Genomic DNA, 25,895 nt, shown 5'->3' with positions numbered 1-25,895 from the left:
ATATGGGCATGACCACCACCACGCTGATCGACAACGGCATCCTGAAGCAGCACCTGATCGACCCCGAGATCTGCATCCGCTGCAACACCTGCGAGGCCACCTGCCCGGTGGGTGCCATCACACACGACGACAACAACTACGTGGTGCGCGCCGATGTGTGCAACGGCTGCATGGCCTGCATCTCGCCCTGCCCCACCGGCTCCATCGACAACTGGCGCACCATGCCGCTGGCGCGCGCTTACAGCATCGAAGAACAGCTCACCTGGGAAGAACTGCCGCCCGAACTCACGCCCGATGAACTGGCTGCCGAGGGTGTGGCAACGTCGACCTGCGATACAAAGCTGCCGTCCGCACCGGCTGCACCGACCACGCCCATGGAGCCGGGTACGCAGGCGTTCCGCTCGGCGCAATACGGCGCCACGGTGCCACCCTGGTCGGCCGCTCACCCCTACACCAACCTGTTCCCCCCGAGGAGCCCCACCACCGCCACCGTGGTTGGCAACTTCAACTGCACCGAGGCGGGCTTTGAGAGCGAGACGCACCACGTGGTGCTCGACTTCGGCAGCATGCAGTTCCCGGTGCTGGAGGGGCAGTCCATCGGCATCATCCCGCCCGGCACCGACGCGCTGGGCAAGGCGCACCACGCGCGCCAGTACTCCATCGCCAGCCCGCGCAATGGCGAGCGGCCCGGCTATAACAACCTGGCGCTCACGGTAAAGCGCGTGACCACCGACCACGACGGCAACGCCGTGCGCGGCATCGCTTCCAACTTCGTGTGCGACCTGAAAGTGGGCGATAAGGTCCAGGTGGTGGGGCCGTTTGGAAGCTCCTTCCTGATGCCCAACCACCCGCGCTCGCACATCGTGATGATCTGCACCGGCACCGGCAGCGCCCCCATGCGCGCGATGACCGAATGGCGTCGGCGCCTGCGCAGCAGCGGCAAGTTTGAAGGCGGCAAGCTCATGCTGTTCTTCGGCGCACGCACGCAGCAGGAGCTGCCGTACTTTGGCCCGCTGCAAAACCTCCCCAAGGATTTCATCGACATCAACCTGGCGTTCTCCCGCACCGCCGGGCAGCCCAAGCGCTATGTGCAAGACCTGATGCGCGAGCGCGCCGCTGACCTGGCAGCGCTGCTGCGCGACGGCAACAGCCACTTCTATGTCTGTGGCCTGAAGAGCATGGAAGAAGGCGTGGTTATGGCCCTGCGCGACATCGCCAGCGAAGCCGGCCTGGAGTGGGACGCTGTGGGCGCCGCACTCCAGCGCGAAGGACGGTTGCACCTGGAGACCTACTGAGCTGCATCGCCGCCGGTCCGTAGGCCGGCGGCACGGGAAGTGCGCTGGTGGTGGTGCGCCTCCAGGTTGGTCGGATTGCGCATCAAATTTTGAGTGCAATAGGGCCCTAGCGCTTGATGGATAATCGCAAACAGCTATTATTTTTATAGCATTTAAGCCATCCACCACGCTCGCAGCAGTTGCGCATAGTCAGGCGAGAAATGACCGGCGCACTTTAGCGCACGCGCCCCGCACTTCCCGCCAGCACAGCCAAAGCGCCACGCTGCACTATCCAGAAGAATCCCACGCACCTTTGCGCGCCTCGCAAGATGCAGAAACCTGGTGTGCGTTTGCTTACGGCAGATGGAAAAAGGACGACCCGCCTATAGGACAGGGACTACAGAAATTGCCCTGGTGCATTTTGAGAATGAATTCACACACGGCCCCCGTGTGCAATTTTTCTTTTCTTTCACCAGGAGATATCAATGTCCAGCAACAACCCTCAAGGCCAGAACCAGCACACCGACAACAACGACTCCCAGCGCAAGAACCAGGGCAGCCGACAGGCCGAGCAAAGCAACGACCCATCCGGCAACCGTCAGCAGGGGCAGAACGACCCTTCGGGCTCCAGCGGCAATCAGGGAAGCCGTGAGCAACATGGCGATTCTTCCCGCCGCACACCCCAGAACCAGCGCTGATCCGTCGAGCGGCGCCTTGCCGTGAGACTGATACAGGCCAAACGGGCGCACGCCAAGCCGCAAGCCGGCGGTGGGGCGTCCGCCTTGTGACCTCGGGCCGCGCTGCCTCCACCTCGGAAGCAGCGCGGCCTTACTTTTTGCCTCTGTTGCGGCCTTCATTCAGCGCGCCACACCACTGCGCTTCGTTTTTCTTTCATTCATTGAGCCAGCACCCTCTGCCATGAACACATCCAAAACGCCCCCTTCCGACGCAGCGGTCCACGCAACGGTCCAGAAGCAGAGGCGGATCCAGACCGAGCAGGACCGCCACGACACACACCAGCCTCCAAAGAGCAAGGCACAACCCACGCAGGGCAAAGGCAGTCCAGCGGCACCGGGGCCGGGTCACGCGGAATCGGCACCTCCGCTGCCCGACCAGCACCTCACCAAACCGGGCCTGGAGGCGGACATGGAACTCAAGCCCCAGTTCGAGGCAGCCCATTACCGGGGCAGCGACAAACTCAAAGGGTTCTCTACCCTGGTCACCGGCGGTGACTCGGGCATTGGCCGCGCGGTGGCCGTGCTGTTTGCCCGCGAGGGCGCGGACGTTGCCATTGCGTACCTGGCGGAACATGAAGATGCCGAGCAGACTCGCCAGCTGGTGGAGGCCGAAGGCGGCCGGTGCATTCTGATCCCCGGCGACGTCAAAGACGCTGCGTACTGCGCGGATGCCGTGCTGCAGGTGGTCACCGCTTTTGGCAAGCTCAATGTGCTGGTCAACAACGCGGCATTCCAGGAGCATGCGGCATCCCTGGAAGATCTGACGGCCGAGCGTTTTGACGAAACGTTCCAGACCAATATCTACGGCTACTTCCACATGGCCAAGGCAGCCCTGCCCCACCTGCACCGGGGTGACTCGATCATCAACACCGGCTCCGTCACCGGGCTGCGCGGCAGCAAGGAACTGATCGACTACTCGGCCACCAAAGGGGGCATCCATGCGTTCACCAAGGCCCTGGCCCACAACCTGGCCGACCAGGGCATCCGAGTGAACGCCGTCGCGCCCGGGCCGGTGTGGACACCCCTCAACCCGGCAGACAAGGCCCCAGAGGACATCGCGAAATTTGGCGCAAAGACCCACCTGGGACGCCCGGCCCAGCCTGAGGAGATTTCACCCGCCTACGTGTTCCTTGCGGCACCATGCTGCTCCAGCTACATCACCGGCACCGTGCTGCCGATCACGGGCAATGCCGGAGACGGCGCGTGAAGAGAGCACCGCCGCGCGTCACGCCAGATCCCGGGTAGCCAGCGGTTCAATCCCGGCCCATTCCTCATCAGTGAACAGGCGCGAGCGGGTATGGAAAGCCTTGCCGGTGCTGCCTTCCAGCGAAAACGTGCCGCCGTGCCCGTCGATCACATCCAGGATGAGCTGCGTGTGCTTCCAGTATTCGTACTGCGATTTACCGATGTAAAACGGCGCACCGCCCACATGCCCCAGCAAGACATCCCCCGCCCCAATGGTCAGATCGGTAGGCAGATAGCAGTTGGCGGCGCTGTTGTCGCAGCAGCCACCCGACTGGTGGAACATCACGCTGCCATGCTGCGCCTGCAGCTGCGCAATCAGCGCAAGCGCTGCGTCGGTGGCGATGACTCTTTCGACCATGGTGCTCTCCTGATGTGCCAACGCAAAAACTGCTGCAGAGCGACTCTGCCGCAGCGCCACCAGCGGTTCACAGGCCGTTCCTGGCTAGGCGTCTCTCCCGCAGACAGTAGCAACGCTACGGCAAGAGAGAGCAACGACGCCAGGGACGGTCTGTGGACCGCCACCCCGATCAGAAGAAGCCGAGTTTGTTTTCTGAGTAGCTCACGAGCAGGTTCTTGGTCTGCTGGTAGTGGTCCAGCATCATCTTGTGCGTCTCGCGCCCGATGCCCGATTCCTTGTACCCACCAAACGCTGCGTGCGCCGGGTACGCGTGGTAGCAGTTGGTCCACACGCGCCCGGCCTTGATCGCGCGGCCCATGCGGTAGGCCACGTTGCCGTTGCGGCTCCACACCCCGGCGCCCAGGCCGTACAGCGTGTCGTTGGCGATCGCCAGGGCCTCGGCCTCGTCCTTGAACGTGGTCACGGCCAGCACGGGGCCGAAGATCTCCTCCTGGAAGATGCGCATCTTGTTGTGGCCCTTGAACAGCGTGGGCTGCACGTAGTAGCCGCCTTCCAGGTCGCCGCCCAGGTGGGCCTGGCCGCCACCGGCCAGCACTTCGGCGCCTTCCTGCTTGCCCAGGTCGAGGTACGACAGGATCTTGGTGAGCTGCTCCTTGCTGGCCTGCGCGCCCATCATGCTGTCGGTGTCGAGCGGGTTCTGGTGCTTGATGGCGGCCACGCGCTTCAAGACACGTTCCATGAACTTGTCGTAGATGGATTCCTGGATCAGCGCACGCGACGGGCAAGTGCAGACCTCGCCCTGGTTGAACGCGAACAGCACCAGGCCTTCGACGGCCTTGTCCAGGAAGGCGTCGTCCTTGTCCATGATGTCGGCGAAGAACACATTGGGGCTCTTGCCACCCAGCTCCAGCGTGGCGGGGATGAGGTTGTTGGCGGCGGCCTGCGCGATCACGCGGCCGGTGCTGGTGGAGCCGGTGAAGGCGATCTTGGCAATGCGCTTGCTGGTGGCCAGCGGCATACCCGCCTCGCGGCCGAAGCCGTTGACGATGTTGAGCACGCCGGGCGGCAGCAGGTCAGCGATCAACTCGGCCAGGATCAGGATGGAGATGGGCGTGGACTCTGCAGGCTTGAGCACCACGCAGTTGCCCGCGCCAATCGCAGGGGCCAGCTTCCAGGCCGCCATCAGGATGGGGAAGTTCCACGGAATGATCTGGCCCACCACGCCCAGCGGCTCCTGGATGTGGTACGCCACGGTGTTCTCGTCGATGTTGGAGAGGGCGCCTTCCTGCGCGCGCACGCAGCCTGCAAAGTAGCGGAAGTGGTCCACGGTGAGCGGGATGTCGGCGTTCAGCGTCTCGCGGATCGCCTTGCCGTTGTCCACGGTTTCGGCATAGGCCAGCAGCTCCAGGTTCTGCTCAATGCGGTCGGCAATTTTCAGCAGGATGTTGCCGCGCGTGGCGGCGTCGGTCTTGCCCCAGGCATCGGCAGCGGCATGCGCGGCGTCCAGCGCCAGCTCGATGTCTTCGGCAGTGGAGCGGGCGGCCTGGGTGTAGACCTTGCCGTTCACGGGCGAGATGACATCGAAATACAGGCCCTTGACCGGGGGCACAAATTGGCCGCCGATGAAGTTGTTGTACTGGGGCTTGTAGGCGATCTTGGCGCCAGCGGCGCCGGGGGCTGCGTAAACGGTCATTTTGTCTGTCTCCGGTGGATTTGTGGACATCTGGTCGGCACACCGCGCCGCCAGATAGAGGACATGACTCAAAACCCGTGCCAACCTGCCCCACCTGCTAAGTGTTTGATTTTTATGGCTTTGTTTGCGCGTCCGCAAGAATGCACAACCCATCGGCCGCTAAGGTGTCCGCTCCAGAACGCGACACCTGTCACGAAATGGAACAGTTGAAGCGGCCCCTCAGCGCTTGCTATTGCCCTGGCCTCTGGCCACCGCCATACTGGCTTTCAAACAGGGCGCGTTCATGACGCCCGGGCAGGAGACAAACACCATGCGATCCACTTCCACATCTGTGGCACTGCGGCAAGCCCGCCAGCACCTGCTGGAATCAGGCCAATGCCCCATCGGCCTCGTGGACGAGCGCCTGGCACGGTCGTGGCAGCGCAGCCTGGACAGCGGCCTGCTGCCCACCGGGCGACTGGGCAACCCCGACAACCTGGAACACCAGGCCTTGCGGCAGTTGCGCGGCCACCACCAAGAGCTGCTGGCGCATTCGCGCCCCGTGATGGAGTACCTGTTTGAGCAGGTACGCGACAGCCAGAGCGTGGTGGTGCTGGCCAGCCCCTGCGGCACGCTGGTGGACACCTGTGGTGACGCCTACTTTCTGGGCAAGGCCGAACGGGTGGCTCTGACCAGCGGCGCCTCGTGGCACGAAAAGCAGCGCGGCACCAACGCCATCGGCACCGCGCTGGCCGAAATGGCGCCCGTGGAAGTGCACGGCGCAGAACATTTTCTGGAGCGCAACGGCTTTCTGACCTGCGCCGCCGCACCCATCCTGTCTGCCACCGGGCAGATACTGGGCATTCTGGACATCTCCAGCGAACACAGCCGGGGCAACCCCCACACGCTGGGGCTGGTCAGCACCGCCGCCCACATGATCGAAAACCGGCTGCTGGTGTCGAGCAGCCAGCGCCATGTCCGCCTGCACCTGCACACGCACCCCGAGGGCATTGGCACCGTGGCCGAAGGCATCGCGCTGGTGTCGGAAGACGGCTGGCTGGTGGGCGGCAACCGCAGTGCGCTGGCGCTGCTGCGCATTTCGGTGGCGCAGCTGGGCAGCATCTCGCTGGACCAGATCCTGAACGTGGACCTGCAAGAGCTTCTGGCGCGCCACCACCGCCGACCCGACGCGCCGCTGTCCTTGCGGCGGCACGATGGCGCCCCGCTTTTTGGGCTGCCAGTGCCCGACAAGCGCACGGTGCGGACCCTGGCGCCATCCGCGCCCGCCCGCCCGCCAGAGGATGCGCTGGCCCAGCTGGACACCGGCGATGCCCGCTGGCGCGCAGCGGCCGCCAAAACACGGCGCATTCTGGGCAAGCCCATCGCCCTGCTCATCCAGGGCGAATCCGGGGTGGGCAAGGAGTGGTTTGCGCGCAGTGCACACCAAAGTGGCCCGCGCCGCGACGGCCCCTTCATTGCCATCAACTGCGCCGCAATGCCCGAGTCGCTGATCGAGTCCGAGCTGTTTGGCTACAGCCCCGGCGCGTTCACCGGCGGCCGGCGCGAGGGGCGCCTGGGCCTGCTGCGCGAAGCCCATGGCGGCACGCTGTTTCTGGATGAGATTGGCGACATGCCACTGGCCCTACAGACGCGGCTGCTGCGCGTGCTGCAGGAGCGGCAGGTGGTTCCACTGGGCAGCGCGCAGCCGGTGGCCGTGGACTTTGCACTCATCTGCGCCTCCAACCGCAAGCTGCGCGAAGAGGCGGAGCAGGGGCGGTTTCGCACCGACCTGTACTACCGGATCAACGGTCTGGCGGTCGAGCTGCCCCCCCTGCGCGAGCGCACCGACTTCGAAGCGCTAAGCCATCGCATGCTCCAGGACATTGAACCCGCCCGCCCCCTGCGCCTGGACCCTTCGTTGACGGCAGCGCTGGAAAAATACCGTTGGCCGGGCAATCTGCGCCAATGCGCCAGCGTGCTGCGCACCGCCTGCGCCATGCTGGACGCGCACGAGGAGATGGTGGAATGGCACCACCTGTCGGATGACTTTCTGGAAGAACTGCAAAGCGCGGATCGTTTTTCCACGCCCTCCACTACGGAGCGCCCTCCGCAAAACCTGGATGAGCTGTCCCAATCGGCCATCCAGCAGGCGCTGGAGAGCTGCCGGGGCAACATGAGCCACGCAGCGCGCACCCTGGGCATCAGCCGCCAGACGCTGTACCGCAAGCTGGCCCTGCGCAAGGAGCGGCTCGCCGCCCCTGATGTGCAGCACTCCGCCCGGGGCTTGTTGTCAGGGCGCTGACGTTCAGGCCAGCATCAGGCGCTGGCCCGCATGCTGCCCCGATTCCAGTGGCTGGGCAACGCCGGAGAGCTTGAACGTTGCGACCGTTTCCACCAACATCCTCGACTGGGTGCTCAGGCTGGAGGCTGCTGCGGCCATCTCCTCCACCAGCGCTGCGTTTTGCTGGGTGGCCTGGTCCATCTGGTTCACCGCCACATTGACCTGATTCACCCCTTCGCTTTGCTCGGTTCCGGCCGCGCTGATTTGCGCCACCGTCTCCGTCACCCGCTCAATGGACGAGACCACCTCTTTCATGGTCTGCCCGGCGGTGCCGACCAGCACGGTGCCAGCCTCAACCCGCTCGACACTCGTGGCAATGAGCGTTTTGATCTCCTTGGCGGCCTCCGCAGAGCGTGCCGCGAGGCTGCGCACCTCCGAGGCCACCACGGCAAAACCCCGTCCCTGCTCACCCGCCCTGGCAGCCTCCACGGCCGCATTCAGGGCCAGGATGTTGGTCTGGAACGCGATCCCGTCAATGACACCGATGATTTCGGAAATCTTCTTGGAGCTTTCGTTGATGCCGCTCATGGTGTCCACCACTTTCGACACCACATCGCCCCCTTGCTTGGCCACCGTGGATGCACTCTGGGCGAGGGCATTGGCCTGGCGTGCATTCTGCGCATTGTTTTGCACCGTGGAATTGAGTTCCTCCATGGCGGCAGCGGTCTGCTCCAGCGCACTGGCCTGGTTCTCCGTCCGGGTGGAAAGGTCGCTGTTGCCGATGGATATCTGCGCGCTGGCCGCCGCCACGGTTTCCGAACCACTGCGCACCTGGCTGACGATGCGGGTCAGCGAGTCCTGCATCACGGCCAGCGCTGCCAGCAGGGGGCTGAATTCATCCTGCGACGCATCCACCACCGCCGTGGTGAGGTCGCCATTGCGCACGCGGTCGGCCACGGCTTGTGACTCGGCAACCCGGCGCAGGAGGGTAGCGCCGATGTGCCACGAAAACAGCAGCAACCCGATAGCCACCACCACGACGGAGCTCACCAGCGCACGCAAGGTCAGCTTGACGTCCCGCCCAATCTCGGCAAGGCTGGCATCGAGCAGCTTGGACTGGTGTTCCTTCTCCTTGGCAAGAACGGCCAGCACCACATTGCGCGTAGGTATCGTGGACGCGACCAGGAAGTCAAACGCTGGCTCCTTCTTTCCTTCCTTGATCAACTGCAGGTTCTGTTCGGCAACCCGCCAGAAAGCTTCCAGTCCTTGGGTCAATTCGGCACTCAGTGCCTTTTCCGATGCCGAATTTACTGCTTGCTGGAAGCCCGCAAGGTCTTTGTCAATCAGGCGCCTTTTCTCGCCGATATCTGCGAGCGTGGCGGCCAGGTCTTCGGGTGTGCGGACCAGGATGGCATGGCGAACCTGCAAGGAAACCCGGGTGACGTTCAACTCCATGGCACTGGCCTGAAGCTGGCGCGGCACCTCTTCCCGAGCCACCAGTTCGGTCTGGTGATTGACCTCACCCAGATAGATCCAGGCCAGTACGGCGATCCCGGCCAGTCCTGCAATCAGCAGGAAGGAAATGGCATGAAGACGTCTGGCAATGCTCATGGTGTCACCTCTGCAAGGAAGAAATCTGCGTTGCGGCGGCGCTCTAGCACTGCCCCCTGGGCTTCGTACCAATTGCGACAATTTGCAACGAACCGGGCATCTTGGCGGATTGAACGCGCTTCTCGAATGCGGGTCAATGGGGCCGCCCCTGCATGGCGGCAAGCGGGTCTTCAGGGGTCACAGGGCGAGGGGCTATGCTTTACCCATGAGCCCCCGCAAGACCTTGTTGATCGTTTACCACTCGATGACGGATGGCACGCGCCAGATGGCAGATGCAGCACGGGCAGGCGCTTGCTCCGACAAGGATGGGGCCGTTCAAGTGCGACTGCTGCATGCCGCACAGGCTGGCGCCGCAGACGTGCTGGGCGCGGATGGGTTCATTTTTGCCACCCCGGAAAACCTTGCAGCCATCAGCGGACAACTCAAGGATTTTTTTGACCGCAGCTACTACGCCGTGCTCGACCACGTCAATGGCCGCCCCTATGCATGCCTGGTCTGCGCGGGCAGCGATGGGCACAACGCGGCCCGGCAGATGGAACGCATTGCGACCGGCTGGCGTCTGCGGGCCATCGCAGAGCCCCTCATTGTCTGCACCCACGCGCAGACGCCAGAAGCGATTCTGGCCAGGAAGAGCATCTGCAGCGATGAACTGGAACGCTGCCGAGCCTTGGGCGAAGCGATGGCGCAGGGTTTGGCGCTGGGCGTTTTTTAGGCGGGCCACTGCGCCCAGAAACCTGGTGGGCTAGGCTCAGCGCACCACCTGAAACGCGGCACGCGCCGCCGAGTCCCGCTCCAGCTGGCGTGCAATATTGCCGCAGACCAGATCACACAAGGCATCGACCGACTCATCGGTCAGCCGGTAGTACACGCTGGTCCCGCGCCCCTCGCGGGCCACAAGGCCGTGTTTGGTCATCAACGACAGATGCCTGGAGACATTGGCCGCCGTGTAGCCACATTGCTGCGCCAGGTCTCCCACGTTTTTCTCTCCGTCCCGCAGCAAATTGAGGATGCGCAGCCGCGTGGGTTCGGCAAGAACCTGGAAGTAGGCAGCGACCTGCTCAAGGGCTTCGGGGGGCATTTCTTTCATCGCGGGATCTCCGTGCATTGGGAACACATGATACATTATTGACTAATTAGCTGATTAGTTAAATAATCAATCTCACAAAGATTCCCTGGAGCCGCCATGAAGTCCCTGACCCTGTTGACCGCAGCGCTTTCCCTGGCCGTGTCCGGCGCCTGGGCGGCCGGCGACACCGCTGCGCAGCCGGTCGCCACCTTTACCGTCAAGCCCGCTGCCGCCCAGCTGGCGAGCAGTGTGGACGCCCAGGTCGAGGCCGTGCGGGACGCCACCCTCTCCGCCCAGGTACAGGGTGCGGTGATCAGCCTCTCTGCCAAGGCGGGCGACCGCGTTACGGCGGGCCAGGAGCTGGCACGCATTGATGCGCTCGCAGCGCAACAGAACGCCGCTGCCAGCGCGGCCCAGGTGGACGCCGCGCGCGCCGCCCAAAACGTCGCGACCAAGGAATACGAGCGCCAAAAGCAGCTGTTCCAGAAGCAGTACATCAGCCAGGCCGCGCTGGACCGGGCAGAGGCCCAGTGGCGCGCCAGCCAGTCGCAGGTGCAGGCCCTGCTGGCGCAGGCAGGTGCGGCCACCACGCAATCGGGCTTCTACGTCATCAAGGCGCCTTTTGCGGGCGTGGTGGGCCATGTGCCCGCCACCCTGGGCGACATGGCAATGCCGGGCAAACCCCTGCTGACCGTGTACGACCCTTCGCTGATGCGCGTTACCGCCCATGTCGGGCAGCAACAGGCCGCCACGCTGCGCGATGGAGGCACTGGCGAGCTGCAGGTCGAAATTCCGGGGGTCTCCGCTTCGCGCATCGCGGTCCCGGCATCCAAAGTGCAGGTGCTGCCCACCGTGGATGCACAAAGCCACACGGTGCAGGTGCGCGTAGAGCTTCCAACCAGCGTGGTGGGCGTGGCACCCGGCATGTTCGCCCGCTTGTGGCTGGACGCTGGCAAGGGCACTACCTCACCGACAGCCGCTGCCGTGGGCCCGCTGCTGGTACCCGCCAGTGTGGTGGTGCGGCGCGCGGAAATGACGGGCGTCTACGTGCTGGACGGCCAGGGCCGGCCGCTGCTGAGGCAGGTGCGCCTGGGGCGGCCCGCTGGCGACATGGTGGAGGTGTTGAGCGGCGTGCGCGCAGGCGACCGCATTGCACTCCAGCCCCAAGCTGCTGCCAAGGTGCGCTGACATGAGCACCCCCAAAAATCCTTCTCCGCTCGGAATCTCCGGGCGCATCGCCGCCTTGTTTCAGGGCGCGCAAATCACACCCTTGCTGGCTGTGGTGGCGTTTTTGCTCGGCGTGTTTGCCGTGCTGGTCACCCCCCGCGAGGAAGAGCCCCAAATCGACGTCACCATGGCCAATGTCATCGTGCCGTTCCCCGGTGCCTCCGTGGCAGATGTGGAGCAAATGATTGCGACGCCCGCCGAACAGGTGCTGTCGCAGATGCAGGGCACGGAGCACGTAACCTCGGTGTCCCGGCCCGGCGTGGCGGTGATGACGGTGCAGTTCAAGGTGGGCGTGCCACGCACCGAGGCGCTGGTGCGCCTGCACGACACCTTGCGCAGCAATGCCGACTGGCTGCCCAAGGGGCTGGGGGCCCTGGACCCGATCATCAAGCCCAAGGGCATCGACGACGTGCCCGTGGTGACGCTCACCCTGCACAGCCGCGACGAAACCTCCGGTGCCTTTGCGCTGGAGCGCGTGGCCCACAGCCTGGAGGCCGAGATCAAGCGCGTGCCCGGCACCCGCGAAGTGCAGACTCTGGGCGGCCCGGGCCGCGCCGTGCTGGTGCGCATGGACACCAACCGCATGGCAGCCACCGGCACCACAGTGGACGACCTGCGCCGCGCCTTGCAGTCGGCCAACATGGGGCTACCCGTGGGCGAGCTGCTGGGCGGCGACCGAACCATTCAGCTGGACAGCGGCCCCGTTCTGGCGCGCGCCGATGAGGTGGCCGACCTCATGGTGGGCGTGCGCTCGGGCAAGCCGGTGTTCCTGAAAGATGTGGCCGATGTTCAGGACGGCGCCTTGCCCGCCAGCCGCTACGTCTGGCATGGGGTTCCACGGCGCACCGCCAGCACCGCCAGTACCAGCGGCGAAGCCCCGCAGAGCGCCGTGGACGAATACCCGGCCGTGACCCTCACGGTGACCAAGAAGGCGGGAGAGAACGCCATCGACGTCGCCAATGCGGTGATGCAGCGGGTCGAACAACTGCACAACACCGTGATTCCCGACGGCGTGGAGGTGACGGAAACCCGCAACTACGGCGCCACCGCCAACGACAAGGCCCAAAAGCTCATCCAGAAGCTGCTGTTCGCCACAGCGTCGGTGGTGGCACTCGTCTTCCTGGCCCTGGGCCGCCGCGAGGCCGCCATCGTGGGCGTGGCCGTGGTGCTGACGCTCACGGTGACGTTGTTTGCGTCCTGGGCTTGGGGCTTCACCCTCAACCGGGTATCGCTGTTTGCGCTGATTTTCTCGATCGGCATCTTGGTGGACGACGCCATTGTGGTGGTGGAGAACATCCACCGCCACCAGCTGCTGCACCCCGGACGCAGCCTCAAGGACATCATCCCCCACGCGGTGGACGAGGTGGGTGGCCCCACCATTTTGGCCACATTCACCGTGATTGCTGCCCTGCTGCCCATGGCGTTTGTGAGCGGCCTCATGGGCCCCTACATGAGCCCCATCCCCATCAACGCCAGCATGGGCATGCTGCTGTCGCTGGCCGTGGCGTTCGTCATCACCCCCTGGCTGGCCCGGCTGTGGATGAAGGAGCACACTGGCCATCCACCAGGGCATACCAGTCCGGTGCACAGTGGGCTCAGCGCTCGCATCGCGCCCACCTTCGAGCGGGTTTTCAGCCCCTTGCTGGATGACACCCAAGGCCGGCGCAATCGCCGCTGGCTGGGGCTGGGCGTGGCGGCACTCATTGCCTTGTCGGTCGCTTTGCCGGTGCTCGGATGGGTGCAGCTCAAGATGCTGCCCTTCGACAACAAGTCCGAGTTTCAGGTGGTGGTGGACATGCCTGCGGGTACGCCAGTTGAGCACACCGCCGCCGTGCTGCACGAGCTGGGCGCACACCTGGCCACCGTGCCCGAGGTGACCGACTACCAGGCCTACGCAGGCCTCTCCGGCCCCATCAACTTCAATGGACTGGTGCGGCAGTACTACCTGCGCTCGGGGGGCGAAGTCGGTGACATCCAGGTCAATCTGGTGGACAAGCAACACCGCAAGGACCAAAGCCACGCCATTGCCATGCGGGTGCGCCCCGCCTTGCAAGAAATCGGCAAGCGCCATGGCGCCAATGTGAAGGTGGTGGAAGTGCCTCCCGGCCCGCCTGTGCTATCGCCCATCGTGGCCGAGGTGTATGGCCCCGAGGCCGATGGCAGGCGCGAAGTGGCGCGTGCTGTGCGCGCCGCGCTGGCCGCTACCGAAGGCATTGTGGACGCCGACGACAGCAGCATTGCCGACGCCCCCCGCAAGCTGCTCATCGTGGACCGGCGCAAGGCGTCCCTGCTGGGCATTCCCCAGCAGGCCATCGTGAGCGCGCTGCATGCGGGGCTGAGCGGCGAAGCCACCACCTGGCTGCGCGACACCAGCAAATACCCGGCGCCCGTGCTTTTGCAATTGCCCGCAGAAAGCCACGGCGACCTGGAGGCACTGTTGCGCCTGACGGTCCGGGGTTCGCAAGGCCAGTTGGTCCCCATCCGCGAGCTGGTCACGGTGAGCGACACCCTGCGCGAACAGCCCGTGTATCACAAGGACCTGTTGCCGGTGAATTTTGTGGTGGCCGACATGGCGGGCCGTGTCGACAGCCCGCTGTACGGCATGTTCCAGGCGCGCAGCGCGATTGCCCGCATCGTGGCGCCTGATGGCGGATCGGTGCAGGAATACTTTGTCCGCCAGCCTGCGGATGCCCTGCGGGGCTACGCCATCAAATGGGATGGCGAATGGCAGATCACGTTTGAGACCTTCCGCGACATGGGCGCTGCCTACGCGGTGGGCCTGATCCTGATCTACCTGCTGGTGGTGGCGCAGTTTGGCTCCTACCTCACGCCACTCATCATCATGGCGCCCATCCCGCTGACCATCATCGGCGTGATGCCCGGCCATGCCTTGCTGGGCGCGCAGTACACGGCCACCAGCATGATCGGAATGATTGCCCTGGCGGGCATCATCGTGCGCAACTCCATCCTGCTGGTGGACTTCATCAACCTGCAGGTGCGCGAGGGCGTACCCCTGAAGACGGCCATCGTCCACTCGGCCATCACCCGTGCACAGCCCATTGTGCTGACGGGGCTGGCGGCCATGATCGGCGCGTTCTTCATCCTGGACGACCCGATTTTCAATGGCCTGGCCATTTCACTGATCTTCGGCATCTTTGTTTCCACCGTGCTCACGCTCGTGGTGATTCCCACCCTGTACTACGCAGCGTACCGGGACCGCAGCGCGCGCAGCAGCACCAACGGTGCCGGTCCCGCCAACCCACCGGACAACAGCCCCTCAGAGGCTTTCGTTCACCACGGAGCGCAGTGAACAGCGCACCGAACGCACTGAACGAACGATCGGGCAACCATCCTTCAACCACAGGAGACAACCATGGCACATGTAGTGATTATTGGAGCGGGTATCGGGGGCATGCCGGCTGCGTACGAAATGCGCAGCAAGCTGCCACGCGAGGATCGGATCACAGTGATCAGCGCGGTGGACTACTTCCAGTTCGTGCCCTCCAACCCCTGGATCGCCGTGGGCTGGCGAAAGCGCGATGACATCGTCCTGCAGATCCGCCCCTTACTGGAGCGCAAGGGCATTGATTTCATCGCCCAACCGGTGAAATCCATCGATGCTCCGGGCAAAACCGTCATGCTGGAGGACGGAAGCACCGTGGCCTATGACTACCTGGTGATCACCACCGGCCCCCGGCTGGCGTTTGAGGAAGTGCCTGGTTCTGGCCCTCTGAACGGGCACACACATTCGGTGTGCTCCGTGGACCACGCCGAGCACTTCTGGCGCGACTACCAAAAGTTTCTGGAAGCCCCCGGCCCCATCGTCATTGGCGCCATGCCAGGCGCGAGCTGTTTTGGCCCGGCCTACGAGTTCGCATTCATCGTTGCAGCGGACCTGCGCAAGCGCAAGCTGCGCCACAAGGCGCCGATCACCTTTGTCACCAGCGAGCCCTACATCGGCCACCTGGGCCTGGGCGGCGTGGGCGACAGCAAGAGCATGCTGGAGAGCGAGCTGCGCAGCCAGGACATCAAGTGGATCCACAACGCGCGCACCACGCGGGTTGAGGCGGGCAAGATGTTTGTCGAACAGCTGGACGACAAAGGCCAGGTGCACCAGCAGCACGAGCTAGGCTTCAAGCTGTCGATGATGCTGCCAGCCTTCAAAGGGGTTGATGCCGTGGCGTCCGTGCCCGGGCTGTGCAACCCGCGCGGGTTCGTGTTGATCGACGAGCACCAGCGCAGCAAGGCCTACCCCCACATCTTCTCGGCTGGGGTCTGCGTTGCGATTCCGCCCGTCGAGGTGACACCCGTGCCCACCGGCGCACCCAAGACGGGTTACATGATCGAGACCATGGTCTCGGCCATCGTGCACAACATTGCCGCTGACATCGCGGGCCAGCCCGCCACCGCCACCGCCACGTGGAACGCCATCTGCCTGGCCGACATGGGGGACACCGGCGCGGCCTTTGTGGCCCTGCCGCAGATGCCGCCGCGCAACGTCAACTGGTTCAAGAAGGGCAAATGGGTGCACCTGGGCAAGATTGCTTTCGAGAAGTACTTCCTGAACAAGATGAAGTCGGGCAATTCCGAGCCCATCTACGAGAAGTACGTGCTCAAGCTCCTGGGCATCACCCGCCTGCACGAGCAAAAGCCCCATTGACCGGCGCGGGACCACGCCCCCACCCCCAGTTTCTATCGTTTCTTAACAAGGAGTTCATCATGACAACCTGGCAAATCGTTCGTTTGGTCGCAGGCACCTTCATCCTGCTTTCTCTGGCGCTGGGCATTCCCGGCAGCCCTGTTTTTGTGAGCCAGTGGTGGCTGGCCTTCACGGCGTTTGTGGGCGTGAACCTGCTTCAGAGCGGGCTCACCAAGTGGTGCCTGATGGAGACCATCTTGCGCAAACTGGGCGTGCGCCCAGGCTGCTAAGGAGGACCACGCCATGCGCAAACTCCTCCTGAGCGCTGCCTTGCTGGCCTGCGGCATGGGTGCAGCCCAGGCGGCAGATTTGCACGAGGCTTGGCTGGCCGCACGGCAGCAACACCCGGACATGGCAGCAGCGACGGCCACACGTGCCGCAGGCGAGGCCCGCCGCGTGCAGGCCAGCCGTTTGTGGAGCCCTTCCGTGACGGCCCAGGCCGCGGCAGGCGCGATGGGCTCACAGACCTCCGCCCAGGGGGCCGCGTTTTCCATGCCAGGGACGCCACAGACCTCTGGGGTGGGTTTTGACACCTCGGTCCGCAGCGGCCCGGGCACACGCTGGGGTGTGGAGGCGCGCATGCCGCTGTACAACCCCGAGCGCAGCGCACAGGGGCGCCAGCTGCTGCTGTCCGCCGATCTGGCAGAACTGCAGGCCGCCTCGGTGCAGCAACAGCTGATGCTGCGAACGGCCCAGCAATACTTCTCGGCCGTGCTGGCGCAGCAGCAGCGCGCGTTGCTACTGCGCCAGCAGGAGGCAACCGATCAGGCTCTCAAAGAGGCGCAGGACCGCTTTGCATTGGGGGACTCGCCGATCACGGATGTGCGCGAAGCCGAGGCGCGCGCGCAGGCCAACGCTGCACTGGTGCAAGCAGCCGATGTTGAGATGCAGATTGCGCGCCAAGCTCTGGCGCAGACCACAGGCTGGAATCCTGCGCAACTGCCCCCCCTGCACCTGCCCGCCTCGTCGGGCAACGAAACCACCGCCTTGCGCGATGGCAAACCCCTCGCGCCCCTGTCTCACTGGCTGGATCTCGCCGCGCGCGACAACCTCCAGGTGCGCACCCAGGCGCAGGCCCTCGCACTGGCCGAGCAAGAGGCAACCAAGGCGGCGCGTTTTGCCAGCACCAAGGTGGACCTGGTGGCCCAGGCGGGTGGCGACCACCTGTCAGGATCAGGCCGGTGGGGCTCGGCCAGCAACTCCGCACGCCAGTACATGGTGGGTGTGCAGATCCAGGTGCCGCTGTACACCGGTGGCCAACTTGATGCGCGCCAGCAGGAACTGCTGCGCATTCAAGACAAGGCACAGGCCGACCTCGACAGCGCCCGGCTTGCCGTCGCCCAGCAGGTACGCACCAGCTGGCTGCACCTGCAGGCTGGGGCCGCCCGGATCCAGGCCCTGGAGTCGGCGCTCAGGTCGGCCCAGGTTCGGCTGCAGGCGACCCAACTGGGTCGCCAGGTGGGCGACCGCACCACACTGGATTTGCTGCAGGCACACAATGACGCGATGCAGTCGCAATCCAACCTGCTGGGGCACCAGACCCGCATGGCGCAAGAACGCCTGCAGTTGATGGCTTTGGCGGGCCAGCTCGACGAGGCCGCGTTGCAAGCGGCCACCGACACAGCGCACATGCTGGCCCCGCCCACACCTTGAACGCCTCCAACCATGCCCTCATCCCTCACCCCGCCAGCGCCATGAACCCCCACCCCGCCCCCACGCTTCCCCTGGTCGTCGATGTCCGTTCGCCCGGCGAATTCGCAGCAGGCCATGTGGCTGGCTCCATCAACCTGCCGCTGGACAGCCTGGCCCAGCAAGCCGCTGCAGCGCTGCCGCACCGCGACCAACCGATGGTGCTTTGCTGCCTTTCGGGCGCTCGCTCGGGCATGGCAGTCCAGTGGTTACGCACGCAAGGCTATAGCCAGGTGTCCAATGGCGGCGGTGTGAGCAGCGTGGCCCTGCAGCTGGGCCGCCCCATCGAACGCGACTGATGGGATCAGGCGCTTGCCACCGCCACACTCGGAGCATTGTGTCCATCGAACCTGCAACAGGAGACCCCCGTGAAGCCCCAGATAGAAGCCTTCTTTGACGACGCGACCTGGACCGTGAGCTACGTGGTGTTTGACGAACCCGGGGGCCACTGCGCACTGGTGGATTCGGTGCTGGACTACGACGCAAAATCAGGCCGCACCCGCACCCATTCTGCGGATCGCCTGGTAGCTTTCGTCCAGAGCAAGGGGTTGACCGTGCAATGGATTCTGGAAACCCATGCCCATGCCGACCACCTGTCCGCCGCGCACTACCTTCGCAGCAAGCTGGGAGGGAAAATCGCCATCGGAGCCGCCATCACCCAGGTGCAAGAGGTGTTCAAAGCCATCTTCCACCTGGAGCCAGAGTTCCACCCGGATGGCCGTCAGTTCGACCACCTGCTGCACGACGAAGAAGTGTTTTCTATTGGCCACCTCGAAGCCAAGGCGCTGGCCGTGCCGGGCCACACCCCTGCGTGCATGGCGTACCAGATCGCAGACGCCGTGTTGGTGGGCGACACCCTGTTCATGCCCGACGTCGGTACCGCGCGCTGCGACTTCCCGGGTGGCAATGCGCACACGCTGTACCAGTCGGTGCGCAAGCTGCTCAGCCTGCCCGCACAGACCCGCCTTTTCATGTGCCACGACTACCCCCCCGCGGAGCGCGCCCCGGCCTGGCAGACCACGGTCGCCGATCAGCGCGCCCACAACATCCACGTGCACGACGGCATGACCGAAGCGGCATTCGTTGAACTGCGCACCCGGCGCGATGCAACGCTCGACATGCCCGTTCTCATCCTGCCCTCGGTGCAGGTCAACATCAGGGCCGGGGCGATGCCCCCGGCAGAAGACAACGGCATGACCTATCTCAAGATTCCCGTGAACGCGCTGTGACACGCTATCCACGAGCCCCCTCAGAAGATCCCGGAGATTTCCATGAGCAACGAACAAGTCACCGTTGAGCTGGTCCAGCAAAAGGACTACCGCTTTGACATCCATTTTGGCGGCACCGTCCCCCACCTGATCGGCGATGAACCCGCCCCGTTGGGCTCGGGCAAGGGCCCATCGCCGGTGCAGCTGCTTTGCGCAGCGGTGGGCAACTGCCTGAGTGACTCCCTGCTGTTTGCGCTGCGCAAATTCAAACAGTCACCGGAGCCCTTGCGCGCCACCGTGGTGGCCCAGGTGGGCCGCAACCCAGAGGGACGCCTGCGTGTGCTGCGCATGGACGCCACCTTGCAACTGGGCGTACCTGCCACACAACTGGAACACCTGGACCGCGTGCTGGGCCAGTTCGAAAGCTATTGCACGGTAACCCAGAGCGTGGGGCAGGGCATTCCCATCGTGCTGAAAGTGCTGGACGCCAACAACGCCGTCCTCAAATGACACCACGGCATATCCACCGTCACACCGTACTAAAGGAAACACCCGATGAAAACAGCCCACGATCTCGTGGCTGCGGCGAAAGCCCAGGTCCATGAAGTCCCCATCGACCAAGCCGATGAAGCCATCCGACTGGCCGATGTGCTCATCGACGTGCGTGAGGCCGATGAGTACCAGGCCGGACACATACCCGGTGCCATCCACGCCTCGCGCGGCGTGCTGGAGTTCAAGCTCAGCAGCACGCCTGCACTCACCTCGCGCGATCTGAAGGTGGTGCTGTACTGCAAGACCAGCGGGAGGGCCGCCTTGGCAGCCTGCGCCATGCGCGACATGGGCTACCTGCAGGTGCAGTCCATCGCAGGCGGCTTTGACGCCTGGGCTGCGGCGGGCAAACCCGTGGCGTCTCCCGAGCCACCGTCTTTCGACTGATTCGGTGGTGCATCAGCCATGCGCCACCTCCTGTGCAAGAAAGGTCCCGCCCCCGGGGCCCATGCGTAACCCAAAGGAATTGTCATGAACGTCAACGTTGGAACCATTGTTCGCGTGCTGCGCATCGTGGCAGGCTTGGTGCTGATTGCCTTGGCTGCCACCAACACTGTGGGATGGTGGGGCTGGTTGGGCGTTGTCCCCTTGGCCACCGGCCTGTTCCGCTTCTGCCCCGCCTACACACTGCTGGGCATCAACACCTGCCCCTTGAAAAAGTAGCCAGACGCGGCAAACGCTGCGCGTGCGGTGCAGGCATTTCCCGTACGTGCAGCACTGAGCACTTGTCTACGATCTAGCCGGAGATCGTGAACAGACGCTTCGACAATTTGGCCCCACACATCAGGCCGGGCCACCAACTGCGCACAACGGGCTGCGGAAGGGCTGGCGCCCCGTGCAAAGATCACCTGCACCACCACCGGCGGGTGCATCACCAAGGCTTTGACTGACGCTGAGCAGTTCCACAGCTCCACGCTTTCCCGGCGTCGCAGGCCCGGGCACCAGAGCTTCTCCCCGTAAAACCCAGTGGGTGAAATACGCCCATGGGCCTCCAATCCCTGCATACCCCCTCCCTGCGAAGCGCTTCTTGGCGTAGCAAATCAATTGTTTCAAATACTGGAACAGTTAGTTTGCGACTGGATAGTTTTTCTCTGAACAGCACCGGCGTACAGTTCAACCCATCGATGAGCCGAACCCGCAAGGCGACTCACCGAACCCGGTTTGAAGTAGTTTTCAGCATCCGCTTTTGGCGCTTTGTTCCGGCTTTTTTTGAGACGCTTTTTATCCAAGGATTTGCACCATGAACACGACTGCCCGTTTCCTCTCTATCGCCGCTGTTGCTGCTTTCGCCTCTTTCGGCGCCCACGCAGATGAAGCCGATGGCTCGCAATTTGCGCTCCAGTTCGACACCAACCGCACCCGTGCTGAAGTGCAAGCGGAAGCCGCCACGGTGGCCCAGACCCGCAGCCAGGAACCCGCTGGCTCGCGCGTGGTGACATACACCTCCACGGCTGACCGGGCTGCAGTGCGTGCCCAGGCAGCCGAAGCCCTGCGCACCGGCAAGATTCCCCACGGCGAATTCAGCGCCATGTAATTGACGCAGTTGCGGGCCTTCCCATGGCGGTGGCACTTCGCGGGTGCTGCTGCCATGGGGAGTGTTTTCCTCACTGTCAGGCAAGCAAACTGGGCTCCCACTGGGAGCCCTTTTTGTTGCTACACCTATGCCTCGGCAAGCAGCTGTCTATCCCTGCGCGTTTTGCGCATCCGGCGCGGGGACCGAGGATGAAGGCGGTTCCCACGGGGCTTCCTTCTTTGCTCTTGCCAGCATCTCCGAATCGCAACGCAATTATTCTGGGCAACTAAAGTCGTAACCCACTGCCAAGCATCCTTGCAGCCCAGGCGCCCTGCTCAACCAAGTGGCTGTCAACCTAAAGTCGCAAGCCCTTCCAAGAGCGCTGCAGCAATCACTCAAATACGGGTTCGATAAGTCAGCGCTTTCCGTTCGACAGTCTCAATTGCGGCCCACAGTGGCAGCTACCCCTACGGCGCTCCTGATCCATCTCACTGCACGCTCACGAACCTCAGGCGAGAACTTGTGCGTCTTCTTCATGGCTCAATCCTCTCAGAGTGTTGAGTCTCCTCAGAACCAGGGACGATTCACGTAGAGTCAATGCGCCCTTCTAAGTCGTGGTCTGCACATGCAGGCGACTGGACTTACAGCGGTGCAAGGCGTTGTAGTACTCCAGGCGCCGGCCGTTGGCGCCATAGGCGATGGATTCGATGCGCAAGAGCGGCTCTGGGGTCTCCAGCTGCAGCAGCCCGCAGGTCTCAGCATCGGGCAGCACGGCGTCAATCCAGCGCTCGGCGCGCACCAGACGCACACCGTACTGGCGGCGCAGCACGTCGTACAGCGAGCGGTCGTCCAGGCGCATGCGGTGCAGGCCGGGTGCCAAGTCGGCGGGCACCACCGTCTCGACCAGCAGGCGCAGCTCGCCGTCCACGCTGCGCAGCCGCTTCAAGGCCACCACCTGGGTATCGTCCGTGAGGCCCAGTGCGCTGATCTCCTGCGGAGTGGGGTCTCGCAGCTGCTGGGACAGGATCTGGGTGCGCACCGAGCGGCCTTTGCGCTCCATTTCGTCGGAGAAGCCGAGCACGGTGGAGACAAAATCCTCGTCGCGCTCGCGCGCCGCGACAAACGCGCCGCGGCCCTTGATCTTGTAGATCAGGTTGTTGCGCACCAGGTCGGCCAGTGCCTCGCGCACAACGATGCGCGAGATGCCGAATTGCTCGCCGAGTTCGGCCTCGGAGGGCAGCTTGGCGCCGATGGCCAGTTCGCCCTGCAGTATCTGCAGACGCAGGGCATCGCGGAACTGCGCCCACAGGGGCGATTCGGAGTTGCGGTCGAGCAGGGGCTGGAGTTCGGTCGGTGCATTCACGTCAGGACGGGCTCAGGGCCGGATGGATGGTCAATGGTGCATGGAAGGCCGGCGCTGCCGCATCGGTATCGGGCGCTGCCGTGGCCAGGCGCACGCCATGGCGTTCGCGCAGCGCGCTGGCGCAATTGTGCAACTCCTGCCGTTCGCGCCCGGCATCCCAGCCCAATGCCTGCCCGGCAATGCCGGCCATTTCGGCCAGCGCCGCGTCCGTGACGAGGCCACGGATGGCCAGCAGCGTGCGGCGGATCACCAGGTCGTCGAGGTGGATCACACCGGTTTCGGTGCACAGCCAGGCCACTTCCGCCACCGAGTAATCGGGGGCATGCTGCAGCGGCTCGTCACCCGCCACCTTGAAATGCTGGGCCATGCGCAAGGCCTGGGAGCCGTAGCGGCGCAGCAGCGCCTGGGCGCGGGCACGCGCCAGGCCAGCATCCTTGGCAATGCGGTCGATGAAGCGCTCGGTCGCCTGCGCGCCCTGTGGCATGTCGGTGCCGCCGCCAATGGGCAACTGCCGGGTCGAGGCGGTGCGCGCTCGCCCCAGCAGGCGCAGCACCTCGTCGGTGGCCTCCTCGGCCAGCGCGCGGAAGGTGGTCCATTTGCCACCCACCAACCCCACCACCGGGATGTCGCGCGATGGCGAGGGTGCATCGATCACCACCGAATGGTCGCGCGAGATCTGCCCTGGTTTGTCGGCGTCCGAGCGTGCCAGCGGCCGCACGCCCACATAGGTGTAGACCACGTCGCGGCGGCCGAAGGCCAGGTTGGGGAACACCTCGCCCAGCACGTCCAGCAGGTAGTCCACCTCGGCCGGCTCGGTGGCGATCTGGTCGGGGTCGTCCACCGGGATGTCGGTGGAGCCCACCAGCACCCGATCCAGAAACGGGTAGACGATGCATACGCGCCCGTCCAGCGCCTCAAAGTAAGCCATGCGCCCGCCCAGCGCGTCGCGCAGCAGGGGGTGGTCGAGCACCAGGTGCGAGCCCTTGGTGCCCATCACGCGCGGCCCCGCGCCGCCCAGCAACTCGGTGCTGCGGTCGAGCCAGGCGCCGCTGGCATTGACCACGGCATCGGCCGTCACCTGCACCACTTCGCCCGTGACTTCGTCGCGCAGCGTGAGGGTCTTGCCCGCACAACCCATCACACGGCAGTGGTTGCTGGCCGCCGAACGCGGCTGGTCGCGGCAGGCGTCGCGCACCAGCTCCAGCACCAGCCATTCGGGGTGGCTGATCCAGGCGTCGAAGAAGGTCGCCGTCCACCGCACGGCCGCGCGAAATAGCAGGCGGTCCGCCGGCTGCACACGGCTGATGTGGTGGTTGGGCATCACGCGCTGGCGACGGCCCAGCAGGTCGTACAGGCGCAGCCCAGCGGCCACGGCGAGCAGGCCGCGCGTGCGCTGGGGCGGCGTGCGGCCCAGGAACTTGAGCGCGCTGCTCATCAGCCCGCCAAAGAAGCTCGACAGCGGCACCACGGTCTTGAGCGGCTGCACCAGGTGCGGGGCGTTTCGCAAGAGCAGGTTGCGCTCGCGCGTGGCCTCGGCCACCAGCGAGAAGCTGCCGCTTTCCAGGTAGCGCAGGCCGCCGTGGATCATGCGCGAAGGCGCGCTGCTGGCACCGGCGCTGAAGTCGCCCTTGTCGACGATGAGGCAGTCCACGCCCTGCAGCGAGAGGTCGCGGAACACGCCCACGCCGTTGATGCCGGCACCCACGATCACGGTGGAGAAGTGGCGGCCGGCCACGGCGGCCGGGCGCACGAAAGGCAATGGTGAAAGCGGGCTCATGGCAAGGCCTCCACGCTCTGCGCGGGTGTGGTGGCAGGGGTGCAGGCAAGCGCTGGCAGTGGCGGGGCAGTGTCTGGCGATGTGCCCGCCAGATGGCCGAAGACAGGGGACATGGTGGCTATCAGTTCGTTGAAGGCGGCGTTGAACTCCGCATGGGCCCGCGCCTGGCTGGCGTCGGGTTCGACCGTGTCGCAGGGCGCGCGCAAGGGGTGGGTATCGATGCCCTGCGACATCGCGGCGTAGATCGCCGCACCGCGCGCACCGGTCTCGTCATCGGCACAGCGCTCCACCGGATGCCCGAGCAGGCCCGCGAGCAGGCGCACCAGGCGCGAGTCGCTGGCACCGCCGCCCAGCACGGTGGAGGCCGACACCGGCAGCCCCCCAGCCGCCAGGCGGGCCGTATGGCGCGCATGCAATGCAGCCACCGCATCGACCACGGCACGCGCCATGTCGCCGCGTGTGTGGTGGCTCTTGAGGCCGACAAAGCCAGCCGACACGCCAGCGCCGCCATTCACGAACGGCAAAAAGCGCAGGCCCCCGGCACCGAACGGCACCGACATCGCCAGATCGACCACGGCCCGCGCATCGGGCAGGCCCAGCACGCCGGCCAGCCAGGCGATGTTGGCCATCGACGAAGGGCTGTTCTCCATGTACAGGCGCCGCTCGCGCGGCCCGAAATTGACGACCGCCACCACGTCGGGACGGGGCCCCACCGCCGGGCCGATGACAGCATTCACGCACCAGGTGCCCAGCACCGACACCGCGCGGCCACGCTCTTCGGCGCGGATGGCCGTCATCGACGCCAGCAGGTCGATGGCGCCCATGGCCACGGGGATGCCCGCAGGCAGGCCATGCGCCTCGGCAGCCGAGGGCTGCAGCCTGCCGATCACCTCGCCGCTAGGCACCAGCGGCCCGAAGGCTTGCGGCGACAGGCCGGCGATGCCCGAGGCCGCAAAGGCCAGCGGCGACCAGGTGCCCGTGGCCACCGAGAGCAGGCCTGCGGTGCTGGCATCGCTGGCGTCGGTGGCGATCTCCCCCGTGAGCAGAAAGCCCACGTAGTCCTTGGCGAACATCAGGCGCTGCAGGGCGCCGCTGCGCAGCGCGCCGCTGCCCAGCAACTCGGCCGCGATCACGGTGGGCTGGCCCGGCCAGGGCTGGCAGCCGACGTCGGCGCGCAATTGCGGGCCATGGCTCTTTGCCAGGGACTCTGCCCGCGCGCCAGCGCGCTGGTCGGTCGAGGCCACGGCGCGGCCGCCGGCCAGTTCATTGCGGGCATCCAGCGCATACAGGCCCGCACCGTGCCCGGTACAGCCGATGGCTTGGACATCGGCCACCCGGTTGCCAAGCTGGTGCGCCACGTCGCGCAGCACGGCGGACAGGGCCAAGCGGATCATGGATGCGCCCACCTCGCAGCCGCCACCGGGCAAGCGGTCGTGCTGCAGGGGCAGGCGGGACAGGGCCACGGTGCGGCCGCTCGCGGCCTCCAGGGCCAGGGCTTTGAGGCTGCTCGACCCGAGGTCGATGCCGATCAGTAGTTGGGTCTTCATGTCATAACAGCTTCCGCCGAACCAGACGGCATATCCAGTAGTGTTTCCCCTAACTATCTGGCGATTCGATCCAAGATTA

General features: G+C 65.1%; 23 protein-coding genes. 16 read left to right on the top strand and 7 right to left on the bottom strand.

From position 1 onward, the window contains the following. Positions 1-8: 8 nt before the first annotated feature. The 3 genes from boxA to LPA35_RS07135 all read left to right on the top strand — a co-directional run bounded on the left by boxA (position 9) and on the right by LPA35_RS07135 (position 3,218). The gene (gene boxA / locus LPA35_RS07145) at positions 9-1,295 is read left to right on the top strand and encodes a benzoyl-CoA 2,3-epoxidase subunit BoxA (protein ID WP_228896173.1); all 1,287 of its coding nucleotides are present in this window, start codon (positions 9-11) and stop codon (positions 1,293-1,295) included. A gap of 464 nt (positions 1,296-1,759) precedes the next feature. Next, entirely contained in the window at positions 1,760-1,972 is a 213-nt protein-coding gene (locus LPA35_RS07140) for a hypothetical protein (RefSeq protein ID WP_055395311.1), read from the top strand. A gap of 220 nt (positions 1,973-2,192) precedes the next feature. Beyond that, positions 2,193-3,218 (top strand): SDR family oxidoreductase, encoded by a 1,026-nt coding sequence (locus LPA35_RS07135; protein ID WP_228896171.1) that lies wholly within the window; start codon positions 2,193-2,195, stop codon positions 3,216-3,218. 18 nt (positions 3,219-3,236) lie between these two features. On the opposite strand, the gene LPA35_RS07130 is transcribed toward LPA35_RS07135, so the two are convergent. Next, the gene (locus tag LPA35_RS07130) at positions 3,237-3,614 is read right to left on the bottom strand and encodes a DUF779 domain-containing protein (protein WP_010466563.1); all 378 of its coding nucleotides are present in this window, start codon (positions 3,612-3,614) and stop codon (positions 3,237-3,239) included. 169 nt (positions 3,615-3,783) lie between these two features. Beyond that, entirely contained in the window at positions 3,784-5,307 is a 1,524-nt protein-coding gene (locus tag LPA35_RS07125; RefSeq protein ID WP_228896169.1) for an aldehyde dehydrogenase family protein, read from the bottom strand. 310 nt (positions 5,308-5,617) lie between these two features. Between LPA35_RS07125 and LPA35_RS07120 the strand changes: the two genes are divergently transcribed. Beyond that, positions 5,618-7,588, top strand: a complete 1,971-nt coding sequence (locus LPA35_RS07120) for a sigma-54-dependent Fis family transcriptional regulator (RefSeq protein WP_228896167.1) — start codon at positions 5,618-5,620, stop codon at positions 7,586-7,588. Between the two features lie 3 nt (positions 7,589-7,591). Here LPA35_RS07120 and LPA35_RS07115 read toward each other — a convergent pair whose 3' ends face one another. Further along, positions 7,592-9,178, bottom strand: a complete 1,587-nt coding sequence (locus LPA35_RS07115) for a methyl-accepting chemotaxis protein (RefSeq protein ID WP_228896165.1) — start codon at positions 9,176-9,178, stop codon at positions 7,592-7,594. A gap of 205 nt (positions 9,179-9,383) precedes the next feature. Here LPA35_RS07115 and LPA35_RS07110 point away from each other — a divergent pair, with 205 nt between their 5' ends. Beyond that, a complete protein-coding gene (locus tag LPA35_RS07110) occupies positions 9,384-9,890 on the top strand; it encodes a flavodoxin family protein (RefSeq protein ID WP_228896163.1) in 507 nt (168 codons plus the stop codon). A gap of 36 nt (positions 9,891-9,926) precedes the next feature. Here the strand turns inward: LPA35_RS07110 and LPA35_RS07105 are convergent, their stop codons facing one another. After that, positions 9,927-10,265 carry a helix-turn-helix transcriptional regulator gene (locus LPA35_RS07105; RefSeq protein WP_055395322.1) on the bottom strand — a complete coding sequence of 113 codons (339 nt, stop codon included), beginning with the start codon at positions 10,263-10,265 and terminating at the stop codon, positions 9,927-9,929. Positions 10,266-10,361: 96 nt separating this feature from the next. On the opposite strand from LPA35_RS07105, the gene LPA35_RS07100 reads away from it, so the two are divergent. The 11 genes from LPA35_RS07100 to LPA35_RS07050 all read left to right on the top strand — a co-directional run bounded on the left by LPA35_RS07100 (position 10,362) and on the right by LPA35_RS07050 (position 21,150). Further along, entirely contained in the window at positions 10,362-11,432 is a 1,071-nt protein-coding gene (locus tag LPA35_RS07100; RefSeq protein WP_228896161.1) for an efflux RND transporter periplasmic adaptor subunit, read from the top strand. Between the two features lies 1 nt (position 11,433). After that, a complete protein-coding gene (locus LPA35_RS07095; RefSeq protein WP_228896159.1) occupies positions 11,434-14,781 on the top strand; it encodes an efflux RND transporter permease subunit in 3,348 nt (1,115 codons plus the stop codon). 63 nt (positions 14,782-14,844) lie between these two features. Next, on the top strand, positions 14,845-16,131 hold the full coding sequence (locus tag LPA35_RS07090; RefSeq protein WP_228896157.1) for an NAD(P)/FAD-dependent oxidoreductase: 1,287 nt from the start codon (positions 14,845-14,847) through the stop codon (positions 16,129-16,131). A 59-nt stretch (positions 16,132-16,190) separates the two neighbouring features. Continuing rightward, positions 16,191-16,400 carry a DUF2892 domain-containing protein gene (locus tag LPA35_RS07085; protein WP_228896155.1) on the top strand — a complete coding sequence of 70 codons (210 nt, stop codon included), beginning with the start codon at positions 16,191-16,193 and terminating at the stop codon, positions 16,398-16,400. Between the two features lie 13 nt (positions 16,401-16,413). Continuing rightward, the gene (locus tag LPA35_RS07080) at positions 16,414-17,823 is read left to right on the top strand and encodes a TolC family protein (RefSeq protein ID WP_228896153.1); all 1,410 of its coding nucleotides are present in this window, start codon (positions 16,414-16,416) and stop codon (positions 17,821-17,823) included. Further along, entirely contained in the window at positions 17,820-18,158 is a 339-nt protein-coding gene (locus tag LPA35_RS07075; RefSeq protein ID WP_228896152.1) for a rhodanese-like domain-containing protein, read from the top strand. Before LPA35_RS07080 ends, LPA35_RS07075 begins: the two co-directional genes overlap by 4 nt. Positions 18,159-18,227: 69 nt before the next feature. Continuing rightward, entirely contained in the window at positions 18,228-19,088 is an 861-nt protein-coding gene (locus LPA35_RS07070; protein ID WP_228896150.1) for an MBL fold metallo-hydrolase, read from the top strand. A gap of 42 nt (positions 19,089-19,130) precedes the next feature. After that, positions 19,131-19,577, top strand: a complete 447-nt coding sequence (locus tag LPA35_RS07065; RefSeq protein ID WP_228896148.1) for an OsmC family protein — start codon at positions 19,131-19,133, stop codon at positions 19,575-19,577. A 45-nt stretch (positions 19,578-19,622) separates the two neighbouring features. Further along, on the top strand, positions 19,623-20,003 hold the full coding sequence (locus tag LPA35_RS07060) for a rhodanese-like domain-containing protein (protein WP_228896146.1): 381 nt from the start codon (positions 19,623-19,625) through the stop codon (positions 20,001-20,003). Positions 20,004-20,087: 84 nt separating this feature from the next. Then, positions 20,088-20,279: a DUF2892 domain-containing protein gene (locus LPA35_RS07055; RefSeq protein ID WP_228896142.1), complete on the top strand. Its 192-nt coding sequence runs from the start codon at positions 20,088-20,090 to the stop codon at positions 20,277-20,279. Positions 20,280-20,856: 577 nt separating this feature from the next. Beyond that, positions 20,857-21,150, top strand: coding sequence for a DUF4148 domain-containing protein (locus LPA35_RS07050; protein WP_121508544.1), 294 nt, complete (start codon positions 20,857-20,859; stop codon positions 21,148-21,150). A gap of 586 nt (positions 21,151-21,736) precedes the next feature. On the opposite strand, the gene LPA35_RS07045 is transcribed toward LPA35_RS07050, so the two are convergent. From LPA35_RS07045 to LPA35_RS07035, 3 genes are read right to left on the bottom strand one after another with little or no spacing between them, the layout of a single operon-like run. After that, positions 21,737-22,492, bottom strand: coding sequence for a GntR family transcriptional regulator (locus LPA35_RS07045; RefSeq protein WP_228896140.1), 756 nt, complete (start codon positions 22,490-22,492; stop codon positions 21,737-21,739). Position 22,493: 1 nt separating this feature from the next. Further along, the gene (locus tag LPA35_RS07040) at positions 22,494-24,269 is read right to left on the bottom strand and encodes a glycerol-3-phosphate dehydrogenase/oxidase (RefSeq protein WP_228896138.1); all 1,776 of its coding nucleotides are present in this window, start codon (positions 24,267-24,269) and stop codon (positions 22,494-22,496) included. Next, positions 24,266-25,816 carry an FGGY family carbohydrate kinase gene (locus tag LPA35_RS07035; RefSeq protein WP_228896136.1) on the bottom strand — a complete coding sequence of 517 codons (1,551 nt, stop codon included), beginning with the start codon at positions 25,814-25,816 and terminating at the stop codon, positions 24,266-24,268. The genes LPA35_RS07040 and LPA35_RS07035 overlap by 4 nt, the downstream gene beginning before the upstream one ends. Positions 25,817-25,895: the final 79 nt, after the last annotated feature.

The sequence above is a fragment of the Acidovorax sp. Leaf73 genome (assembly GCF_916855635.1).
Taxonomy (GTDB): Bacteria; Pseudomonadota; Gammaproteobacteria; order Burkholderiales; family Burkholderiaceae_C; genus Acidovorax; species Acidovorax facilis.
The sequence above is the reverse complement of the archived record's forward strand: the minus strand, read 5'-3'. Positions and strand labels throughout refer to the sequence as shown.

Bases quoted from the DNA above. Each gene is read 5' to 3' on its own strand.
- LPA35_RS07135 (WP_228896171.1), top strand. From the start codon at position 2,193: ATGAACACATCCAAAACGCCCCCTTCCGACGCAGCGGTCCACGCAACG.
- LPA35_RS07095 (WP_228896159.1), top strand. From the start codon at position 11,434: ATGAGCACCCCCAAAAATCCTTCTCCGCTCGGAATCTCCGGGCGCATC.
- LPA35_RS07060 (WP_228896146.1), top strand. From the start codon at position 19,623: ATGAAAACAGCCCACGATCTCGTGGCTGCGGCGAAAGCCCAGGTCCAT.
- LPA35_RS07050 (WP_121508544.1), top strand. From the start codon at position 20,857: ATGAACACGACTGCCCGTTTCCTCTCTATCGCCGCTGTTGCTGCTTTC.
- LPA35_RS07085 (WP_228896155.1), top strand. From the start codon at position 16,191: ATGACAACCTGGCAAATCGTTCGTTTGGTCGCAGGCACCTTCATCCTG.
- LPA35_RS07110 (WP_228896163.1), top strand. From the start codon at position 9,384: ATGAGCCCCCGCAAGACCTTGTTGATCGTTTACCACTCGATGACGGAT.
- LPA35_RS07040 (WP_228896138.1), bottom strand. From the start codon at position 24,269: ATGAGCCCGCTTTCACCATTGCCTTTCGTGCGCCCGGCCGCCGTGGCC.
- LPA35_RS07055 (WP_228896142.1), top strand. From the start codon at position 20,088: ATGAACGTCAACGTTGGAACCATTGTTCGCGTGCTGCGCATCGTGGCA.
- LPA35_RS07105 (WP_055395322.1), bottom strand. From the start codon at position 10,265: ATGAAAGAAATGCCCCCCGAAGCCCTTGAGCAGGTCGCTGCCTACTTC.
- LPA35_RS07035 (WP_228896136.1), bottom strand. From the start codon at position 25,816: ATGAAGACCCAACTACTGATCGGCATCGACCTCGGGTCGAGCAGCCTC.
- LPA35_RS07130 (WP_010466563.1), bottom strand. From the start codon at position 3,614: ATGGTCGAAAGAGTCATCGCCACCGACGCAGCGCTTGCGCTGATTGCG.
- LPA35_RS07125 (WP_228896169.1), bottom strand. From the start codon at position 5,307: ATGACCGTTTACGCAGCCCCCGGCGCCGCTGGCGCCAAGATCGCCTAC.
- boxA (WP_228896173.1), top strand. From the start codon at position 9: ATGACCACCACCACGCTGATCGACAACGGCATCCTGAAGCAGCACCTG.
- LPA35_RS07100 (WP_228896161.1), top strand. From the start codon at position 10,362: ATGAAGTCCCTGACCCTGTTGACCGCAGCGCTTTCCCTGGCCGTGTCC.
- LPA35_RS07115 (WP_228896165.1), bottom strand. From the start codon at position 9,178: ATGAGCATTGCCAGACGTCTTCATGCCATTTCCTTCCTGCTGATTGCA.
- LPA35_RS07090 (WP_228896157.1), top strand. From the start codon at position 14,845: ATGGCACATGTAGTGATTATTGGAGCGGGTATCGGGGGCATGCCGGCT.
- LPA35_RS07120 (WP_228896167.1), top strand. From the start codon at position 5,618: ATGCGATCCACTTCCACATCTGTGGCACTGCGGCAAGCCCGCCAGCAC.
- LPA35_RS07080 (WP_228896153.1), top strand. From the start codon at position 16,414: ATGCGCAAACTCCTCCTGAGCGCTGCCTTGCTGGCCTGCGGCATGGGT.
- LPA35_RS07065 (WP_228896148.1), top strand. From the start codon at position 19,131: ATGAGCAACGAACAAGTCACCGTTGAGCTGGTCCAGCAAAAGGACTAC.
- LPA35_RS07140 (WP_055395311.1), top strand. From the start codon at position 1,760: ATGTCCAGCAACAACCCTCAAGGCCAGAACCAGCACACCGACAACAAC.